This is a genomic window from Streptococcus sp. HMSC064D12, from assembly GCF_001837205.1.
Lineage (GTDB): Bacteria > Bacillota > Bacilli > Lactobacillales > Streptococcaceae > Streptococcus > Streptococcus salivarius_D.
Genome location: NZ_KV831722.1, coordinates 76,799 through 92,845, shown reverse-complemented (window position 1 = coordinate 92,845; position 16,047 = coordinate 76,799). Strand labels below are relative to the sequence as shown.

The 16,047-nt window shown below is 40.2% G+C and carries 16 protein-coding genes and 2 pseudogenes; 3 read left to right on the top strand and 15 right to left on the bottom strand.

Annotation, left to right across the window (positions count from 1 at the left end; all coding sequences use genetic code 11):
- The 11 genes and pseudogenes from pepC to HMPREF2697_RS01235 form a co-directional block, all read right to left on the bottom strand.
- Window positions 1–405 (bottom strand): annotated as a pseudogene (pepC, locus tag HMPREF2697_RS01285) (aminopeptidase C); the annotation flags it as partial.
- Window positions 406–506: 101 nt separating this feature from the next.
- Entirely contained in the window at window positions 507–950 is a 444-nt protein-coding gene (locus HMPREF2697_RS01280; RefSeq protein WP_049527398.1) for a DUF805 domain-containing protein, read from the bottom strand.
- 15 nt (window positions 951–965) lie between these two features.
- Window positions 966–1,787: an ammonia-dependent NAD(+) synthetase gene (nadE, locus tag HMPREF2697_RS01275; RefSeq protein WP_049553990.1), complete on the bottom strand. Its 822-nt coding sequence runs from the start codon at window positions 1,785–1,787 to the stop codon at window positions 966–968.
- A gap of 11 nt (window positions 1,788–1,798) precedes the next feature.
- Window positions 1,799–3,253: a nicotinate phosphoribosyltransferase gene (locus HMPREF2697_RS01270; RefSeq protein WP_002886494.1), complete on the bottom strand. Its 1,455-nt coding sequence runs from the start codon at window positions 3,251–3,253 to the stop codon at window positions 1,799–1,801.
- A gap of 184 nt (window positions 3,254–3,437) precedes the next feature.
- Window positions 3,438–4,739, bottom strand: a complete 1,302-nt coding sequence (locus HMPREF2697_RS01265; protein WP_083319669.1) for an ABC transporter permease — start codon at window positions 4,737–4,739, stop codon at window positions 3,438–3,440.
- Complete coding sequence (locus tag HMPREF2697_RS01260; protein ID WP_013990013.1) at window positions 4,708–5,391, bottom strand: ABC transporter ATP-binding protein; 684 nt, start codon at window positions 5,389–5,391, stop codon at window positions 4,708–4,710. The genes HMPREF2697_RS01265 and HMPREF2697_RS01260 overlap by 32 nt, the downstream gene beginning before the upstream one ends.
- A 211-nt stretch (window positions 5,392–5,602) precedes the next feature.
- Window positions 5,603–6,313, bottom strand: coding sequence for a MerR family transcriptional regulator (locus tag HMPREF2697_RS01255; protein WP_070849296.1), 711 nt, complete (start codon window positions 6,311–6,313; stop codon window positions 5,603–5,605).
- A gap of 91 nt (window positions 6,314–6,404) precedes the next feature.
- A complete protein-coding gene (locus HMPREF2697_RS01250) occupies window positions 6,405–6,830 on the bottom strand; it encodes a DUF3021 family protein (RefSeq protein WP_070849293.1) in 426 nt (141 codons plus the stop codon).
- A 9-nt stretch (window positions 6,831–6,839) separates the two neighbouring features.
- On the bottom strand, window positions 6,840–7,295 hold the full coding sequence (locus tag HMPREF2697_RS01245; protein WP_002886486.1) for a LytTR family DNA-binding domain-containing protein: 456 nt from the start codon (window positions 7,293–7,295) through the stop codon (window positions 6,840–6,842).
- A gap of 18 nt (window positions 7,296–7,313) precedes the next feature.
- Complete coding sequence (locus HMPREF2697_RS01240; RefSeq protein WP_061652316.1) at window positions 7,314–8,156, bottom strand: ABC transporter permease; 843 nt, start codon at window positions 8,154–8,156, stop codon at window positions 7,314–7,316.
- Window positions 8,156–9,022: an ABC transporter ATP-binding protein gene (locus HMPREF2697_RS01235; protein WP_070849290.1), complete on the bottom strand. Its 867-nt coding sequence runs from the start codon at window positions 9,020–9,022 to the stop codon at window positions 8,156–8,158. The genes HMPREF2697_RS01240 and HMPREF2697_RS01235 overlap by 1 nt, the downstream gene beginning before the upstream one ends.
- A gap of 102 nt (window positions 9,023–9,124) precedes the next feature.
- On the opposite strand from HMPREF2697_RS01235, the pseudogene HMPREF2697_RS10765 reads away from it, so the two are divergent.
- A pseudogene (locus tag HMPREF2697_RS10765) lies at window positions 9,125–9,277 on the top strand (GTP cyclohydrolase); the annotation flags it as partial.
- Window positions 9,278–9,370: 93 nt separating this feature from the next.
- Here HMPREF2697_RS10765 and HMPREF2697_RS01230 read toward each other — a convergent pair.
- The 4 genes from HMPREF2697_RS01230 to leuS all read right to left on the bottom strand — a co-directional run bounded on the left by HMPREF2697_RS01230 (window position 9,371) and on the right by leuS (window position 14,270).
- A complete protein-coding gene (locus HMPREF2697_RS01230; RefSeq protein WP_070849287.1) occupies window positions 9,371–9,784 on the bottom strand; it encodes a YjdF family protein in 414 nt (137 codons plus the stop codon).
- A gap of 141 nt (window positions 9,785–9,925) precedes the next feature.
- Window positions 9,926–11,158, bottom strand: coding sequence for an acyl-CoA thioesterase/BAAT N-terminal domain-containing protein (locus tag HMPREF2697_RS10460; RefSeq protein WP_070849284.1), 1,233 nt, complete (start codon window positions 11,156–11,158; stop codon window positions 9,926–9,928).
- A 56-nt stretch (window positions 11,159–11,214) separates the two neighbouring features.
- Complete coding sequence (locus tag HMPREF2697_RS10610; RefSeq protein ID WP_070655672.1) at window positions 11,215–11,670, bottom strand: MarR family winged helix-turn-helix transcriptional regulator; 456 nt, start codon at window positions 11,668–11,670, stop codon at window positions 11,215–11,217.
- A 98-nt stretch (window positions 11,671–11,768) separates the two neighbouring features.
- Window positions 11,769–14,270 (bottom strand): leucine--tRNA ligase, encoded by a 2,502-nt coding sequence (gene leuS, locus HMPREF2697_RS01215; protein ID WP_070849281.1) that lies wholly within the window; start codon window positions 14,268–14,270, stop codon window positions 11,769–11,771.
- Between the two features lie 193 nt (window positions 14,271–14,463).
- Here leuS and HMPREF2697_RS01210 point away from each other — a divergent pair, with 193 nt between their 5' ends.
- Together HMPREF2697_RS01210 and HMPREF2697_RS01205 are read left to right on the top strand one after the other, a co-directional pair.
- The gene (locus tag HMPREF2697_RS01210; RefSeq protein WP_070849278.1) at window positions 14,464–15,231 is read left to right on the top strand and encodes a DeoR/GlpR family DNA-binding transcription regulator; all 768 of its coding nucleotides are present in this window, start codon (window positions 14,464–14,466) and stop codon (window positions 15,229–15,231) included.
- The gene (locus HMPREF2697_RS01205) at window positions 15,224–16,033 is read left to right on the top strand and encodes a Cof-type HAD-IIB family hydrolase (protein ID WP_070849276.1); all 810 of its coding nucleotides are present in this window, start codon (window positions 15,224–15,226) and stop codon (window positions 16,031–16,033) included. Before HMPREF2697_RS01210 ends, HMPREF2697_RS01205 begins: the two co-directional genes overlap by 8 nt.
- The last annotated feature ends 14 nt before the right edge of the window (window positions 16,034–16,047 follow it).

Sequence of the window (16,047 nt, the reverse complement as noted above, 5' to 3'; positions counted from 1 at the left end):
TTGAGGGGTATCCAAAAGGAATTTAACCTTACGACTGCCAATCTCTTGATCTGCTGTAGCAATGATTTGTTCCAAGAACCAGTTTGATTTTTCATACTTGTCCCAGAAGAAGGTGTGGGCTTGAGAAAGCTCGAAACTTTCCAATTTGAAGTCTGAGATTAATTTATGGCGGAAAGTATTTAGTGCCGCAAACATCCAGCAACGTCCTGAAGCTTTCTGATTAGACACCTCATCTTTAGTCAAATCGATTGAGAAAACATGGTCATTTTCAACTTCTGATTGACGTGTTTCGATAGATTTGAGCAAGCCATTGTGAGTTACAGCATTTTCGATAGCACTGTATTTGGCATTGGCCTCATAGTCTGCAAATAGTTTATCTGTGAAATCTGTTGATAGTGAAGTCATAAGATTCCTCCTTTTAAGCCTTATTCCTCTCTATTTTATCACTAATTTCTGAAAATTCAATTTAAAAATAACCCTAGGTTTAACCTAGGGTTATGACAATCTTATTCCACTTTATCAAACTGCGTTTCAGGTGCTGGTTTCGTTGGTTGACAAGACATGATAAGGAGGACAATGCTTCCAATCAATGAGAAGATAGCCAAGATTCGTATAAGACCTATATAACTTAGAAGTACCCAAGCCGGATGAAATCCTGCATCTCTCAAACGACGGATTTGTAGAGACAATTGAGGGATAAGTTCAATTAAGCTAAAAAGCATTAGTGGCCAAGCATAGGTAATAATTATTTTTTGCAGTTCAGTCGAATTATTCAACAGAGCTGGGTCACTAAGATCAACATTACTGAAGAAAGGAATAAGAACACAAAAAACAGTAAGAATAGTAATAATAATGACATTAACCAAGTAAGCCCACCAGTAGTCTGGACGAGTCGAACGGCCTCTAAAGTCAAAGGCACGCTTCCAAAAATCAATATAAGCTTTAATCATAACTCATTTCTCCTCTTATTTCCAAAAATCATCAAAAATGGTGATTGGCAAGTGACGTTTGTGTTGACCTTTACGCCACCAAGACTCAATCGTTTCCTGAGCTTTGGCTGAGACTTCCTTGCCTTCAAGGTAGTCATCAATTTCACGATAGGTCACTCCAAGTGCCACTTCATCAGCGATTCCTGGTTTGTCCTCTTCCAAGTCAGCTGTTGGCACTTTTTCATAAAGGGCCTTGTCTGCACCAAGTTCTGCAAGAAGGGCTGCACCTTGACGCTTGTTTAGACGAAAGAGCGGCAAAATATCCGCACCACCGTCACCAAATTTTGTGAAGAAGCCCGTAAGGTTTTCAGCGGCGTGGTCTGTTCCGATAACTGCCCCACTATTTTCACCAGCAACCGCATATTGGGTAATCATACGTTGGCGGGCCTTGATATTTCCCTTATTGAAGTCAGAAACGGTGACACCTGCCTTGGCAAGTTCAGCAACCTGACCATCAACAGCTTCTTTGATATTAACCGCAAGACTCACATCTGGCTTGATAAAAGTAAGAGCACGTTGGGCATCATCTTCATCTGCTTGGACACCATATGGTAAACGAATGGCAATAAACTGATAGTCTTTTCCTGTCTCTGCACGGAGCTCTTCAATCGCAAGTTGTGCCAGACGACCAGCCAATGTAGAATCTTGACCTCCTGAGATTCCCAAAACATATGTTTTAAGGAATGGATGTTTGAGCATGTAGGCCTTCAAAAAATCAACGGATTTTCGAATTTCTTCCTTTGGATCAATGCTAGGTTTAACGCCTAGTTGAGCAATAATAGTTTCTTGCAAAGTCATAATTTCTCCCTTTACTCTGACAAGTCATGGGCTTTCTTACGGACATTATCAATCAAGGTCATCTTGTTATCCCAGACATCTTTAGCCAAGTCAACTGGATAATCTTGAGGGTTAAGCACGCGCTTGTACTCATTCCAAAGTTCGTCCAATTCCTTAGTAGCATAAGCCTTGATTTCATCAAGACTTGGTAAGTCATAGATTAGTTGCCCTTTGTCGTAGATTGGAACCAAGAGTGGCACTGCATCAAAATCACGAACCGTCTTATTGATGTAAGTATATGTTGGGTGGAACATATTAATTTCATCTAAAGCATTAACATCCGTATCTGCGAAAGTGATATAGTCACCTTCTGATTTGCCCTTAGCACGACTCGTAATACGCCAAACTTGCTTCTTACCTGGTGTCGAAACCTTCTCAGCATTATTGGACAACTTGATAGTATCATGCATGACTCCCTTATCATCTTCCATTGAGACAATCTTGTAAACAGCACCCAAGGCTGGTTGGTCATAGGCAGTGATGAGCTTAGTACCTACTCCCCAAACATCAATCTTAGCCTTCTGCATCTTCAAGTTAAGGATAGTATTTTCATCAAGGTCGTTTGAAGCGTAAATCTTAGCATCAGGGAAACCAGCTGCATCCAGTTGCTTACGGACCTGCTTCGATAGATAAGCCAAGTCACCTGAATCAAGACGAACACCCAAGAAATTAATCTTATCACCTAGCTCTTTAGCGACACGGATAGCATTCGGAACACCAATCTTAAGGGTGTCATAAGTATCTACAAGGAATACACAGTCCTTATGAGTAGATGCATAGGCTTTAAAAGCGTCATAATCATTGCCATAGGCTTGAACAAGAGCATGGGCATGAGTCCCAGAAACTGGGATTCCAAAAATCTTGCCGGCACGTACATTTGACGTTGCATCAGCACCACCAATCACGGCTGCACGCGTTCCCCAGATTGCTGCATCCATCTCTTGTGCACGACGTGTCCCAAATTCCAACAGAGGAGCATCCTCAATGACAGAACGAATACGAGCTGCCTTGGTAGCAATAAGAATCTGGTAATTGAGGATATTTAGCAAGGCAGTCTCTACTAGCTGACACTGAGCCAAGGGACCTTCCACTTGGAAAATCGGTTCATTAGCAAATACCAAATCACCCTCAAGAGCTGAATTGATAGTCAACTCGAGTTTTAGGTTGGCTAGATAGTCCAGAAAATCCTCAGGATAACCTAAATCTTTTAGATAAGCAATATCAGTTTCTGAGAAGGTCAGATTTTCAAGATAGTTGACAATACGCTCCAGACCTGCGAACACAGCAAAGCCATTTTTAAACGGAAGTTGACGGAAATAAACTTCAAAAACGGCCTTTTTATTGTGAATACCTTGGTTAAAGTAAACCTGCATCATATTGATTTGATACAAGTCAGTGTGCAAGGTTAAACTATCATCTTTATACATGGAATTCCTCCAATCGAATAGGTACTTCTTTTTTTGTTATTAATAGCCTGTATATACTGACTATTATAGCATTTTTGAGCAATTGTCTCCACTTTTCAGAAAGTTAATTATTGTTTGGATTTTCCGATTTTTCTAATGCTTGTTTTGACAAAAAAGAGTAGCCTGAGGAGACTACTCTTTATTTCTATTCATATCTTAGGGACTCGACAGGGTCCATTTTACTGATTTTACGGGCTGGAAGGTAGGCTGACAGATAGCCCATCAAGAGTGAGAAACCAAACATGATGAGAATTGATGTCAGATTTAGGTCAAACACCTTGCTGACACTTGGGTAGAGATGTGAAACAATCATGTTAGCCAAGCTTCCAATGCCCTGCGATACAAGGAGGGCAAGAGCTAGTGAGATACCCGTAATCCAGAGGGCCTCATAAACAAAGATAGCTTTCACATCACGATTAAGATAACCGACAGCCTTCATGACACCAATCTCTTTTGAGCGTTGCATGATATTAATATAGATGATAATCCCAATCATGACAGCTGAAACTAGGATAGCTTGTGACGAAAGGATAATCAAGAGTGCTTGGATAACACGGATGAATTTAATAATGACATCGAGGATGGCCTGCTGTGAAAGAACCAGGTACTTCTTGTTTTTCTGTAACTTTTTAGTGACTTCCTTAGTCTTGGCTGGATTCTTAAGCTCCAAAAGCATGTAAGAGACTGTTTTGGTAAAGCCATTTTCTTTGAGCAATTCCTCCAATTGTTTGGCTGGCATATAGCTATTGCTCTCTTCAGCATCCTCGCTGTCATCAACAATACGGACAATCTTAGTCTTGATATCAGCTACTTTAGTTCCCTCAGCAGTATTTTCAACAATCTGAGCTGAGATTTCTTTGCCGATAAAGTCTTTAGCCTTGAGCTTCTTCCCTGTTTCTTCATTGTAATGTTTGACAAAACTCATCGGAAGGGTTAAACCCTTTTCATCTGCGGATTTAAAAGGCTTTCCGGCTGAAATCTTATCCTTACCATTGCGAGATGTAGATATTTTTGTGTTCTTGTAGAGACTGATAACCTGAGAATAGTTAGGAAGGTCCTTGCTGAAATCTATGGTCTTGCCATCAAGGGTAAGACTTGCCATGTTCATTCCGAAGGGACTCTCCAAATACTTAATGTCATCACTCTTAATCTGGCTACGAATAAACTTCTCGTCATCCGCATTTAGAACCCCTCTGGCTGCTGATTTAGCACTAAGACTGATCTGAATTTGGGATGGAATGTTGCCACCATCGGTACTGTCATTAATCATACCAACAATAGCATTTCCCAAACCAAAGGAAATCAAGACACCTATAAAACCAATGGAAGTTGCCGTCGCAATCAAAAGATTACGCCACTTACGTTCCATAAAGTTGTTCAATGACAATTTGAGTTTATTCTTGAGGGTCAACCCCTTATTTTTCGATTGTTTCAACGACTTCACCATCCTTCATTTTAATGACAACATCCGCATAATCCGCCACTTCAGGGTTATGGGTTACGATAATCATAGTTTTACCTGCCTCGGCTAGCTCTTTAAAAATTTCGAGAACATTTTCCTGAGACTGAGAATCAAGAGAACCTGTCGGTTCATCAGCCACAATCATTTCTGGATTGTTGACCAGGGCACGGGCAATTGCCACACGTTGTTTTTGCCCACCAGAAAGCTGCTTAACATTTTTCTTGATAAAGTCTCCGATTCCAAGACGGCTAAGCTCCCTTTCCGCAATCTCGGCCATCTCTTTATCAGTCATATTTTTAACGTAAAGAGGCATCTTGACATTTTCAAGGACTGATTGATGAGGGATAAGATTGAAATTTTGAAAGACAAAGCCAATGTGGGCCTTTCTAAAATAGGTCAGGTCACGCTCTGAAAAATCTCGCATGTTCTGCTTCTTGAAATAAAGATTTCCTTGATACTGACTATCCAAGCCACTAATAATACTAAGCAGGCTGGTCTTACCACAGCCAGATGGACCGTAGATAGCAGTGATCTTTCCTGGTGCAATCTCAAGCGTAACATCATTCAAAGCGCGCTCTTGGTTCGTACCGTCGAGATTATAGTACTTTGAGATGTGGTCGATGGTTAAAATGGACATGGTTTCCTCCGTAAATTTGATTTAGATTAGAATTCGATTAACTTTCCTTCGCTTATCTGCAAGAAAATTTCAAGCAAAATAACAAAAACAGTTAACTAATCACCTTCTAAAACGATACATTAATTATAAACATTAAATGATTATAAAAATAGTGACATAAATGTCACTATGGCATGAAAAAAGCCAAAGTCTTATAGACTTTGGCCTTAGTTTATTGACAATAAATACGAATAGCTTCTGCGAGAAAGGCGGCAGTACCCGATCCTCCGACTTTATCGATAAAACTAGAAAAGCGATTATCTGTTTGATACATCTGACCTAGACCAGCTAATACCGTTTGGTCACATGGATAAAAATGCTGACTAATATAATCTTGTAACGCCTTTACTTGCTCCTGAACACTATCATCACCAGGATTATACTCCTTGAGCTGTCCAAAGGTAGACATGATTGCAGTCATCTCCTTTGTAACTTCAGGGAAGGACCCCTCTTCCTTAGCCGCAAAAGCTTGATAAGCTTCTGTCTGACCCCATCTAGCCTGAGCTTCTTCCTGAAAGGCTTTTACAGCTTTTTGATCAAATGCTTCAAATGACATTTCTTCTTCCTCCATTTGTAAGGCCTTGGCATGAGCTATGACGGCTTCCAACCGGGACTTTTTCAGCTCTAAGAGCTTAATCTGATCCCTAAGCGCTTGAACTTTGTCATAACCTGGTTGACCTACGATTTCCTTAATTTTTTTGAGAGGAAAGTCTAACTCACGGTAAAGCAATATTTCCTGCAAACGGACAACCGCATCGCGATTATAGTAACGGTAACCATTTTCAGCCACAACCGACGGTTTCAGCAAATCAATTTCGTCATAATAATGAAGGGTGCGCACACTGACACCTGATAGTTGGCTCACTTCTTTTACAGATTTCATTAGAACTCCTCTCTGATTAAGAGTATAGGCTATGACGTGGCGTGAGGGTCAAGAGGAAAAAGAGTATTTTTTTGAAGTTTACTATAATTTATTACTTTTCTTTCTTTTTCTGGCTTCGACGATGCAGTAAAGCTTGATTAATACGCTGTGTTCTCATATGCATTTGCCAAATGAGATATAGCCAGATAATACTATAAACGGAAATGAAAATAATCCAGATAGCAGGGTTCGTTAAAGCCTCATACCAGCCTGATATCAGGCAAGTCACTGTAAGTACAATCGCCGTCAACAAGAAATGCAAGATTATTCTAAGCCTATACGATATGCGGTCAAGCTCTTCCAAAATCCACGAGAGCATTCCCATCAAACCACTCATCATAAAGAGGGCTAAAATATTTCCTACACTAACTTTGGGATAGATAAGCTGGGGAAATAATTGACCAAGTAAAAGGAGTGCAAGGTAAAAGAACGATCCCGTTCTCACGCCGGATACAAAATAAGCAATTAAACGTTTCATTGGTTCCTCCTACACCCCTAAATAATCCATCAAGGATTTGACATATTTTCGGCTGACACTGGACTTCACTCCACCTGTCATTTTAGCCATCATATTGCCAGAAAAACTATCTGATAGGGACTCCAAATGATCTATATTCATAACAGCATGACGTGATATCTGTAAAAAACTTCGACGATTGATGCGATGCTGAAAGTTTGTCAGTGTCTCTCTCATCGTATAGGTATTGTTTACGGTATAAATCGTCAACACATTCTTATCAATCTCAGCTAGGATAATATCGTCAATTTTTACCATAACCAAATGATCATCCGTTTTAATAGGAATCACCACTTGATTTACAACTGAAAATTGTTCGAGATAATCCATTACCTCTCGTGCTTGATCAGACAATCGCTCTGCTTGGATGACCACACAGGGATCCTTTGCCGAAATATCTGATTTTTCTTCAAAACGAAGTTTCATTCCTATTCCAACTCTCACTTATTTTTTCTGACTAGTTCTTTTCACTAAAATAATCCAAAGAATACTTGCTAGAAGAATACCTCCTAACACTATAAGGTAAGTATTTTCCTTTGTCAATAAACCTTGCCACTTGAGCTGAACGCCCATTTTTTCTTGAAACTCTTGAAGAAGGTTATCTTGACCTTTAAAGGTCTCACTTAATGTTTCTTTCATGAGGACTTGCCGATAAAGTGCAGCAATATAAGTTGCTGGAGTACATTTCATTAGTAGTTGTGCAAAATCAGGTAGAACGCCCAAGGGTACATAAGTTCCTACCAAAAAACCAGAAGCTGTCCCCACTATGGTCGCAAACTTTCCAAGACTGTCTACGGATTGGAAAAAGTAAACAAGAATGGCATTCACTAAGCTAGAAAGCAGGCTACTAAGCATCATAATTAGGAGAAGTTCGGGTAGTATGTATAATTTTGGCACTTCTCTAAAATAGCTACACATCAGCACATACATAAGGACCTGCATGGCAAAAGAAATGATGATTGCACTCGCTAGATACGAAAATGGTAACCGCCACTTCCCTTGATTCGATAAATAAAGATCCTTATCTACTTGATGTTCACGGTCCTTTACCAACTGAGTTAGGGCAGCCAGACTCGTCGTAATCCCTGTCACAGCTAGCGTCCCACTCATCAACCAATTATTTAACAAAGGGCCACTATTGGGGAGCTGAGCCCAAGCATCTGTTAGATTTTTTTGAAGAAAAATAATATAAAGAATAAAGGAAATCAAGGCTCCCAACAAGGAGAAGAAAACTCCTGGACGATTCCTGAAGTACAATAAAAAATTTCGCTTTAGTAAGGCTAGCATTAGCGAACCTCCCTTCCTGTAAGTGCAATAAAGGCATCATCCATGGTCCCTGGACGAAACTCAAAATGGGCTATTCTATCTCTAACTTGTGCCAGGTAATCAATGGCTTCCCTTTCACTCTCAGGTTGAAAAACATACTCCAGTTGACTTTGTTGCTCTACTGACATTCCCGAAGTTTTAAGACTTTCTATCTGCTCTATCTCCTTGAAACGAATCTTCAAGATGTTTTTTGCATACTGGCTCTTAATATCTAATGCCGATCCCTGAGCAATCAATTTCCCATGGTCCACAATATAAATCTGATCAGCTTCATCTGCTTCGTCAAGATAATGCGTGGTCAGTACAACGGTCATTCCCTCTTCTCTCTGCAATTGATAGAGCAAATCCCAAATAGACTTCCGAGTTTGGATATCCAGACCTGTCGTTGGTTCATCTAAGAACAGAATATCTGGTTGTGAGAGCAAAGCACGTGCAATGTCAACCCGACGCTTTTGACCACCTGAAAGCGTCCCATATTTCTGCTTTTGAAAAGCTGATAGACCTAGCCGGTCAATGAGACTAGATACACGATTGGGTTTCAAGCCTTTATACTGTCTCGCACGAATGGCCAGATTTTCCCTAACCGTCAACATCTCATCTAAAACACTGGTTTGGAAGACCACACCAATCTTAGTACCTGGTTCATAGATGATTTCACCTTGCGTTGGTTGTTTCAAACCAATCAACATGGAAATCGTTGTTGATTTCCCCGCCCCATTTGGCCCTAGAATCGCATTAAACGTTCCCTTTTCAAACTGTAAGTGAATATTGTTTACGGCTAGATGATTTCCATATCGTTTACTGATGTTTTTAGCTTGTAAAATCATTTTTTCCCCTCCTTTTGATAGAACCAGTCTAGCAAAAAAGCCGTTTAAAAAACGGCTTTTAGGGATAAGTGGTTAAAATGAGAGTCTAAGTGGCGAGATGGAAGAGCTAAAAATCAGGAAGCTGTTCAAGAAATCATTACACACGATCCATTCTATCAAAATGAGATTGCCCAATATGATGTCATTGAATTTGAGGCAAGTAAGTATTGTCCTGAATTTAAAACTATCATCGGTAAACCTTTTGGCGATAAGTAACTAGATTTGGAAACAGTTAAAATCTATTCTTCAATACTAGTAAAACAGCTCCTTTCTATTTAGAAAAGAGCTGTTTCTTTAAAGAGAAACACATTAATGTCCTTTATTCTTGTCTCTTCGTTTTTGCTGTTTGCGTTCAAATTTCTCTTGTTTGAGCAATTGCTTTTGGACACTAGATTGATGTTTTGAAATCTTTTTCCTTTCCTCGTACTGCAACTGCAATAGTTCTTTCGACTTGGAAGAAACTTTCTGATTTACTTGTTTCTTCACAGCTCGCTGTAATCGTTTAGGATTCTTAATTTTTACATGTTGATTAGCTGTAGTCTCTGGACTAAAAGATAATTGGGTAAACTGAGTCTGTAAAATCTCTAGAATTTCATCATCTTTTGGCTCCTGACCAAATGTCACACGACAAACTTGATAAGATTCTCGATAAACTTGTTCGAACAAACCATGCCAAAATCCATCTTCAAAATAAACTGTCAATCCAATTGAAATTGTTTCCACGACAGCACCTCCTTAAATCTATCCCTAAGAATGGACAACCAAGGAGGAAGGTTACTGATAGGCTTGCCTACGTCTGGACTACCAACCAGAACTGTGTTTTTATCTTAGTTGGGACTATTATAGCATATTTATAATCTTATGTTATTGCTTCTTCAAATGCCTATCAAAAAAATGAATCGTAGCTAACCAAGAATCCTTGCTCTCTTTCATCAGTAAACGCCAATCTTTTCGATAGCGATGATTGGGTTGATGAGCCACTGTCAACATGTGACCTGTTTCATGGTATTTTTTAAATGTAATGTGGTGTCCTTTATAATATGAAACAATATCACCAATTGCTGACGAGGCATCCCATATTTCATCAACAGTACTTCCGAGCAATAAGATTGGTGAGTGCATTTGACCAATATCTATCCTAGCAGAGCAATCTTTAGGGAAGGATTTTTTTAAAAGTTTGCTGAACAGATAATCTCTAAGTCGAAACTTTTGATAAGGAAGTTCTTTTTGCAAATACGTCCAAGAAGAAGTATGGGAGTTCCATTTTCCTTTTATCCCTTCATACACCACATCAGAGGGTGAATTTAGTACCAAACATTGAACGTCATTAAAAATGCTCTCCTCAGCTAAAACTAACTCTGCTCCCTTAGACCGTCCATAGATTCCAATTCTTTCACTATCTACTTGAGGATGCTGACGTAGATAATCCTTTGCTTCCACAAGGCACTCTAAAGGAATACGTTCCAAATGTTTTGGCAACCCCTCTAAACCAAAGTAGGCAACTGCTAGGCAAATATAACCTCTAGAAGATAGAAGCTGAGCTATATTCTGTGCCTTTTCAATCCTTCCTTCACTACCGCTCACAATAATCAATGCTGGTGCTTTTATTGCCTTTTTATCATAAAAGAGTCTCCCTTGAAAATGTTTCTCGTAAATATCTTGATGACTAATTTGCGAACTCATATAATATCTTGTGAAAGTTCTCTTTGCGACGACAGTATTACCTTGTATAATTTTGATTTCCACAAAAAAGTGATCTAATAAGGGAATTTTAGAAAGAGAATTTGGAAGTTTCTTTTTCCTATTGGTCAAGGGTTTGGCATTAAAGAATAACCCCATTGTTGCAATGTCTTCATAAGAGCCAGAACAAGATGGAGTTTGTGAAATATCAATAATACCATTCTTATCTGATACAAAAGTCGCTGTTGATTTCCATAAAACATCATGAGCTAAAAGCATGGGAGCATTGATACAATAATAATCGGATAGAAACATTTCGACTCGATAGATTTCTCTTGGTTTTAAGCCATCGATGACAATATTAAAAGATTCGTCTGCTAAATCAGACTCTGAGATCAGTTCAATTTTTATATTCATATCTTCCCCTTTTTGTTAATGTGATTAACAATATAGTTTTTAAATTACCGTGATTTTTACCACGGTAATTCTTGCCATACCTTTTCAACATCATCCATCAGTTTCATAACCATTTGAAGGTCCTCATCACTATAGTTTTTTAAAACTGAAAAAATGGCTGTCTCAATATGTTCTTGTTGCTCTTTATGAATGTTAAAAACGTCAACCCCTTTTTGGGATAATATCAGATATTTATTTTTTTCATTATCCGGTGCAAATTCAAAAGAAACAAGGTCTTTCTTGGTTAAACGTCTAACACTCTGAGTAATGGCACTCCTAGAGACTTCAAGTAACTCAGATAATGTCACTAAATTCACAGGCTGATTCCGACCTATTAGGTCAATCAAATGGACTTCATTAATAGTGATTGATTTATCAATACTGTTCCGATGTTGATCTTTTTTCAACTGTTCAAAGGCTAAAACAAAACTATTAAAACGATTATTAAACTTATGCAGTTCTTTCTTATTCATAGTGTCCCTCTTTTTGTTAACAACATTAACAAAACTACTATTTCCTGTCAAGCTGAACCTAAAAAATCCTCCAGAGCTAGGCTCTGAAGGATTTATTTTTATTTAACAACAATATTAACGAGTTTATTAGGTACCGCAATCACTTTCACGATTTCCTTACCATCAATCTCTGCCTTGACTTTTTCATTAGCAAGAGCGACTTCTTGCAACTCTTCGCGTGAAAGGTCTTTCGCAACCATGAGTTTGGCACGAACTTTACCTTTGATTTGAACGACGATTTCGATTTCGTCTTCAACCAATTTGCTTTCATCCCATGTTGGCCAAGCTACATAAGAGATAGACTCACCTGTTTCTGCGACTGTTTGCCAGAGTTCTTCCGCCAAGTGAGGCGCAAATGGGGCGATCAATTGGATAAAGCCTTTGGCGTAATCCACATAGAGTTTATCTTCCTTGTTGGCAGCATTGACAAAGACCATGAGCTGAGCAATGGCTGTGTTGAATTTCATAGACTCGATTTGCTCAGTAACAGATTTAACGGTTTCGTTATAAACCTTGTCAAGAGAGCCATTGTTTTCCGCAACGATTTCTTTACTTGTAATCAAACGATAAACACGGTCAAGGAATTTACGGCTTCCTTCCAATCCTTCTTCAGACCAAGCGATTGAAGCATCGAGTGGTCCCATGAACATTTCATAGACACGAAGGGTATCAGCACCGTATTGTTCCACCACATCGTCTGGGTTAACCACGTTCTTGAGGGATTTAGACATCTTGGCTGGTGCTTGCTCCAACTCTTCCCCTGTTTCCACATGGAAGAAGGAACCGTCACGTTTTTCAACCTTGTCAGTTGCCACAAGAGCTCCACGGTGATCACGGTAGCTTGTTCCCAAGATCATTCCTTGGTTAAAGAGTTTTTGGAATGGCTCTTTAGTCGGTACAACACCAAGGTCATAGAGGAATTTGTGCCAGAAACGAGCGTAAAGCAAGTGAAGCACGGCGTGTTCTGCACCACCCACATAGATATCTACTGGCAACCATTGTTTGAGGAGATCCTCGTCAGCCAATTTCTCTGTGTTGTGTGGATCGATATAGCGGAGGTAGTACCAGCTTGAACCTGCCCATTGTGGCATAGTATTAGTCTCACGACGACCTTTGACACCATCCTCACGAGTCACTTCAAGCCAGTCTGTCAAGTTAGCCAATGGGCTTTCACCAGTACCTGAAGGGCGAATGTCCTTGGTTACTGGCAAGACAAGTGGGAGTTCACTTTCTGGAACAGCTGTTGAAGTACCATCTTCCCAATGAATGATTGGGATTGGTTCACCCCAGTAACGTTGACGGCTAAAGAGCCAGTCACGAAGGCGGTAAGTGATTTTTTCTTGACCAAAGCCTTTTTCTTCCAACCAAGCCACGATTTTAGCAATCGCTTCTTCTTTGTTGAGACCGTTCAAGAAGTCAGAGTTGACGTGAAGGCCATCTTCTGTGTAAGCAGCCTCTTCAACGTTCCCACCTTCAAGCACTTCTACGATTGGAAGGTCAAACTGTTTAGCAAATTCCCAGTCACGCTCATCGTGGGCAGGTACGGCCATGACAGCGCCTGTTCCGTAGCTGGCAAGAACATAGTCCGCAATCCAGATTGGGATTTCTTTACCATTGACAGGGTTGACGGCATAAGCACCAGTCCAAACCCCTGTTTTTTCCTTAGCAAGGTCTGTACGGGCCAAGTCTGATTTAAGGCTGGCTTGATGTTTGTAGTCAGCTACAGCCTCAGCTTGTTCAGGTGTTGTGATAGCATCTACCAAGTCATGCTCAGGAGCCAAAACAGTGAAGGTCGCACCAAAAAGAGTATCTGGACGTGTCGTAAAGACTGTGAATTCCTTGTCTGTCCCTTTTACTTTGAAAGTTACGTTAGCACCAGTTGATTTACCAATCCAGTTGCGTTGCATGTCCTTGATAGACTCTGGCCAGTCAAGATCATCCAAGTCATTGAGCAAGCGCTCAGCATAGGCAGTGATTTTGAGCATCCATTGACGCATTGGTTTGCGGACAACTGGATAGCCACCACGCTCAGATGTTCCATCTGGAAGAACTTCTTCGTTGGCGATAGCTGTTCCCAATTCTTCAACCCAGTTTACTGGCACTTCAGCTTCATAAGCCAAACCTTTTTCGTAAAGCTTAGTGAAAATCCATTGCGTCCACTTGTAGTAGTTTGGATCTGTAGTATTGACTTCACGGTCCCAGTCGTAAGAGAAGCCAAGCGCATTGATTTGGCGTTTGAAGTTGGCAATGTTTTCTGCTGTGAATTCTGCTGGGTCATTCCCTGTATCCATAGCGTATTGCTCTGCAGGCAAACCAAAGGCATCCCATCCCATTGGGTGAAGGACATTGTAACCTTGCGCACGTTTGAAACGGCTGAGGATATCAGTCGCTGTATAACCTTCTGGGTGTCCTACGTGAAGACCCGCTCCAGATGGATAAGGGAACATGTCAAGCGCATAAAACTTAGGTTTTGAGGCATCTGTTCCTGTCTTAAAAGTGTGATGGTCAGCCCAGTATTTTTGCCACTTAGGCTCGATTTCTTTATGATTGTAAAAACTCATGGTTTCTCTCCAATATTCGTAATGCTTCTATTATAGCATTTTTGAAGGATTTTTAAAGATGATAAGGGAACTTTAAGAGGCAAATTCACCTGAGCCTATTTTGCATCTTTTTCATTCTTTTTAAGTTTTTTTGCGTTTTTGTGTTGCAAAAAAGCAAAAAGATGCTATACTAGTATCAGAAAGAAGGTGACACATGTATCAGGAACAACGATTAGAGAAAATATTAACACTCTTGGAAGAGCGAGGAAGCCTTTCTGTCAAGGAAATGGTTGACGCATTGGGTGTTTCCAAAGATACCGTCAGAAGAGATTTCGACTGCCTCAGCCAGAGGAATTTGGCTCAGCGTACCCATGGTGGCATTCTTCCAGTTAAAAATACCACTGTTCTTGGCTTCCAAGAACGTCAGGAAGAACTCACTGAAGACAAGAAAAAATTGGCAGACCTAGCGCTTAGCTTGGTCAAAGACCAGTCTCTCCTCTTCTTCGATGTCTCTACCTTGATGCTTGAGGTTTCACAAAAATTGACTAAGAGCGTCACTGTCTACTCCCACTCTTTGGACAATGCCTTGGTCCTAAGTGGCAAAGAAGAAATCGACTTTCATCTCTTGGGAGGAAGATTTTACAGCAAAAACCGCTTCTACTATTCGCTTCACGAGGCCCAGCTCTTGCAACATCTACAATTTGACTTAGCTTTCTTCGGAGCGGCTAGTCTCAGTCAAGGAGTGGTCAGCTATGAAGATGAAGAGGACGTTGCTGTCAAACAACTGGCCATGCAAGCTGCTAGAATCAAGATACTTATTGCTGAATCTGATAAATATGAAAAGCACTCCAAATATATCTTGGGCAAGATTGAAGACTTTGACTACTGGATTACAGATAAGAAACCTGATCCTGATTTGGTCGAGTCTCTTAAAGATAAAGTAACGATTTTATACGATGGAAAGGATAGCGACTATGAGTAATATTCGTTTGATTATCAGTGACATTGATGGCACTATTCTCACTAGTAACCACCAGGTAGATGAGCAACTGATTGAGGTAATGCCAGAGCTTGAAAAAGCAAATATTCCCTTTGTTTTAGCTTCTGCCCGTTCGCCACTGGGGATGCAACCAATTGCTCATAAACTGGGACTTCATGACAATCCCATCGCTTGCTACAACGGCGCCTTAGTACTTGAGGGTGATCGTACTATCATACAACACCCTGTGGATAAAGCTGAAATCCAAGAACTTCTTAACTACTTATCCACAGATTATCCAAGTGTCTCTGTGAATATCTACTCTGGCAAGGACTGGATCACCAACGAACTAGACAAATGGTCTCAGCTAGAAGGAAGTATTACGGGTGAATCTCCTATCATTAAGGAACTGCAAGACACGGTCTCAGACTCAGAACCACCTATCCACAAGCTATTGTTGATTGATGAGCCTGAAGTTATCCAGGACCTCCACCAAAAACTCCTAAGCATGGATTTTCCACAGACAGCCTTCTACTTATCTAAAGATAACTACCTTGAAGTCACTGCCAAACATGTTTCTAAAGAACATGCTCTCCTTGAGGTTGCCAAATATTATGACCTTCCTCTTGAAGAAGTCATGACCATCGGAGATAACTTCAACGATAGTCCTATGCTAGCTCTAGCCGGTCTAGGAATTGCTATGGGCAATGCACCTGAAGGGGTTAAGGAAACAGCAAACTTAGTAACGGCTTCAAATGATGAGCATGGAGTCGCTCAAGCTATTAGAGAACATGCCCTAAACTAAGCTAATATCTAATG

Coding starts and splice junctions, on each gene's coding strand:
- HMPREF2697_RS01235 (WP_070849290.1), bottom strand. CDS start 9,022: ATGATTTTACAAGCTAAAAACATCAGTAAACGATATGGAAATCATCTA.
- nadE (WP_049553990.1), bottom strand. CDS start 1,787: ATGACTTTGCAAGAAACTATTATTGCTCAACTAGGCGTTAAACCTAGC.
- HMPREF2697_RS01255 (WP_070849296.1), bottom strand. CDS start 6,313: ATGAAATCTGTAAAAGAAGTGAGCCAACTATCAGGTGTCAGTGTGCGC.
- HMPREF2697_RS01270 (WP_002886494.1), bottom strand. CDS start 3,253: ATGTATAAAGATGATAGTTTAACCTTGCACACTGACTTGTATCAAATC.
- HMPREF2697_RS01280 (WP_049527398.1), bottom strand. CDS start 950: ATGATTAAAGCTTATATTGATTTTTGGAAGCGTGCCTTTGACTTTAGA.
- HMPREF2697_RS01250 (WP_070849293.1), bottom strand. CDS start 6,830: ATGAAACGTTTAATTGCTTATTTTGTATCCGGCGTGAGAACGGGATCG.
- HMPREF2697_RS10460 (WP_070849284.1), bottom strand. CDS start 11,158: ATGAATATAAAAATTGAACTGATCTCAGAGTCTGATTTAGCAGACGAA.
- HMPREF2697_RS10610 (WP_070655672.1), bottom strand. CDS start 11,670: ATGAATAAGAAAGAACTGCATAAGTTTAATAATCGTTTTAATAGTTTT.
- HMPREF2697_RS01205 (WP_070849276.1), top strand. CDS start 15,224: ATGAGTAATATTCGTTTGATTATCAGTGACATTGATGGCACTATTCTC.
- HMPREF2697_RS01260 (WP_013990013.1), bottom strand. CDS start 5,391: ATGTCCATTTTAACCATCGACCACATCTCAAAGTACTATAATCTCGAC.
- HMPREF2697_RS01245 (WP_002886486.1), bottom strand. CDS start 7,295: ATGAAACTTCGTTTTGAAGAAAAATCAGATATTTCGGCAAAGGATCCC.
- HMPREF2697_RS01210 (WP_070849278.1), top strand. CDS start 14,464: ATGTATCAGGAACAACGATTAGAGAAAATATTAACACTCTTGGAAGAG.
- HMPREF2697_RS01240 (WP_061652316.1), bottom strand. CDS start 8,156: ATGCTAGCCTTACTAAAGCGAAATTTTTTATTGTACTTCAGGAATCGT.
- leuS (WP_070849281.1), bottom strand. CDS start 14,270: ATGAGTTTTTACAATCATAAAGAAATCGAGCCTAAGTGGCAAAAATAC.
- HMPREF2697_RS01265 (WP_083319669.1), bottom strand. CDS start 4,739: ATGGTGAAGTCGTTGAAACAATCGAAAAATAAGGGGTTGACCCTCAAG.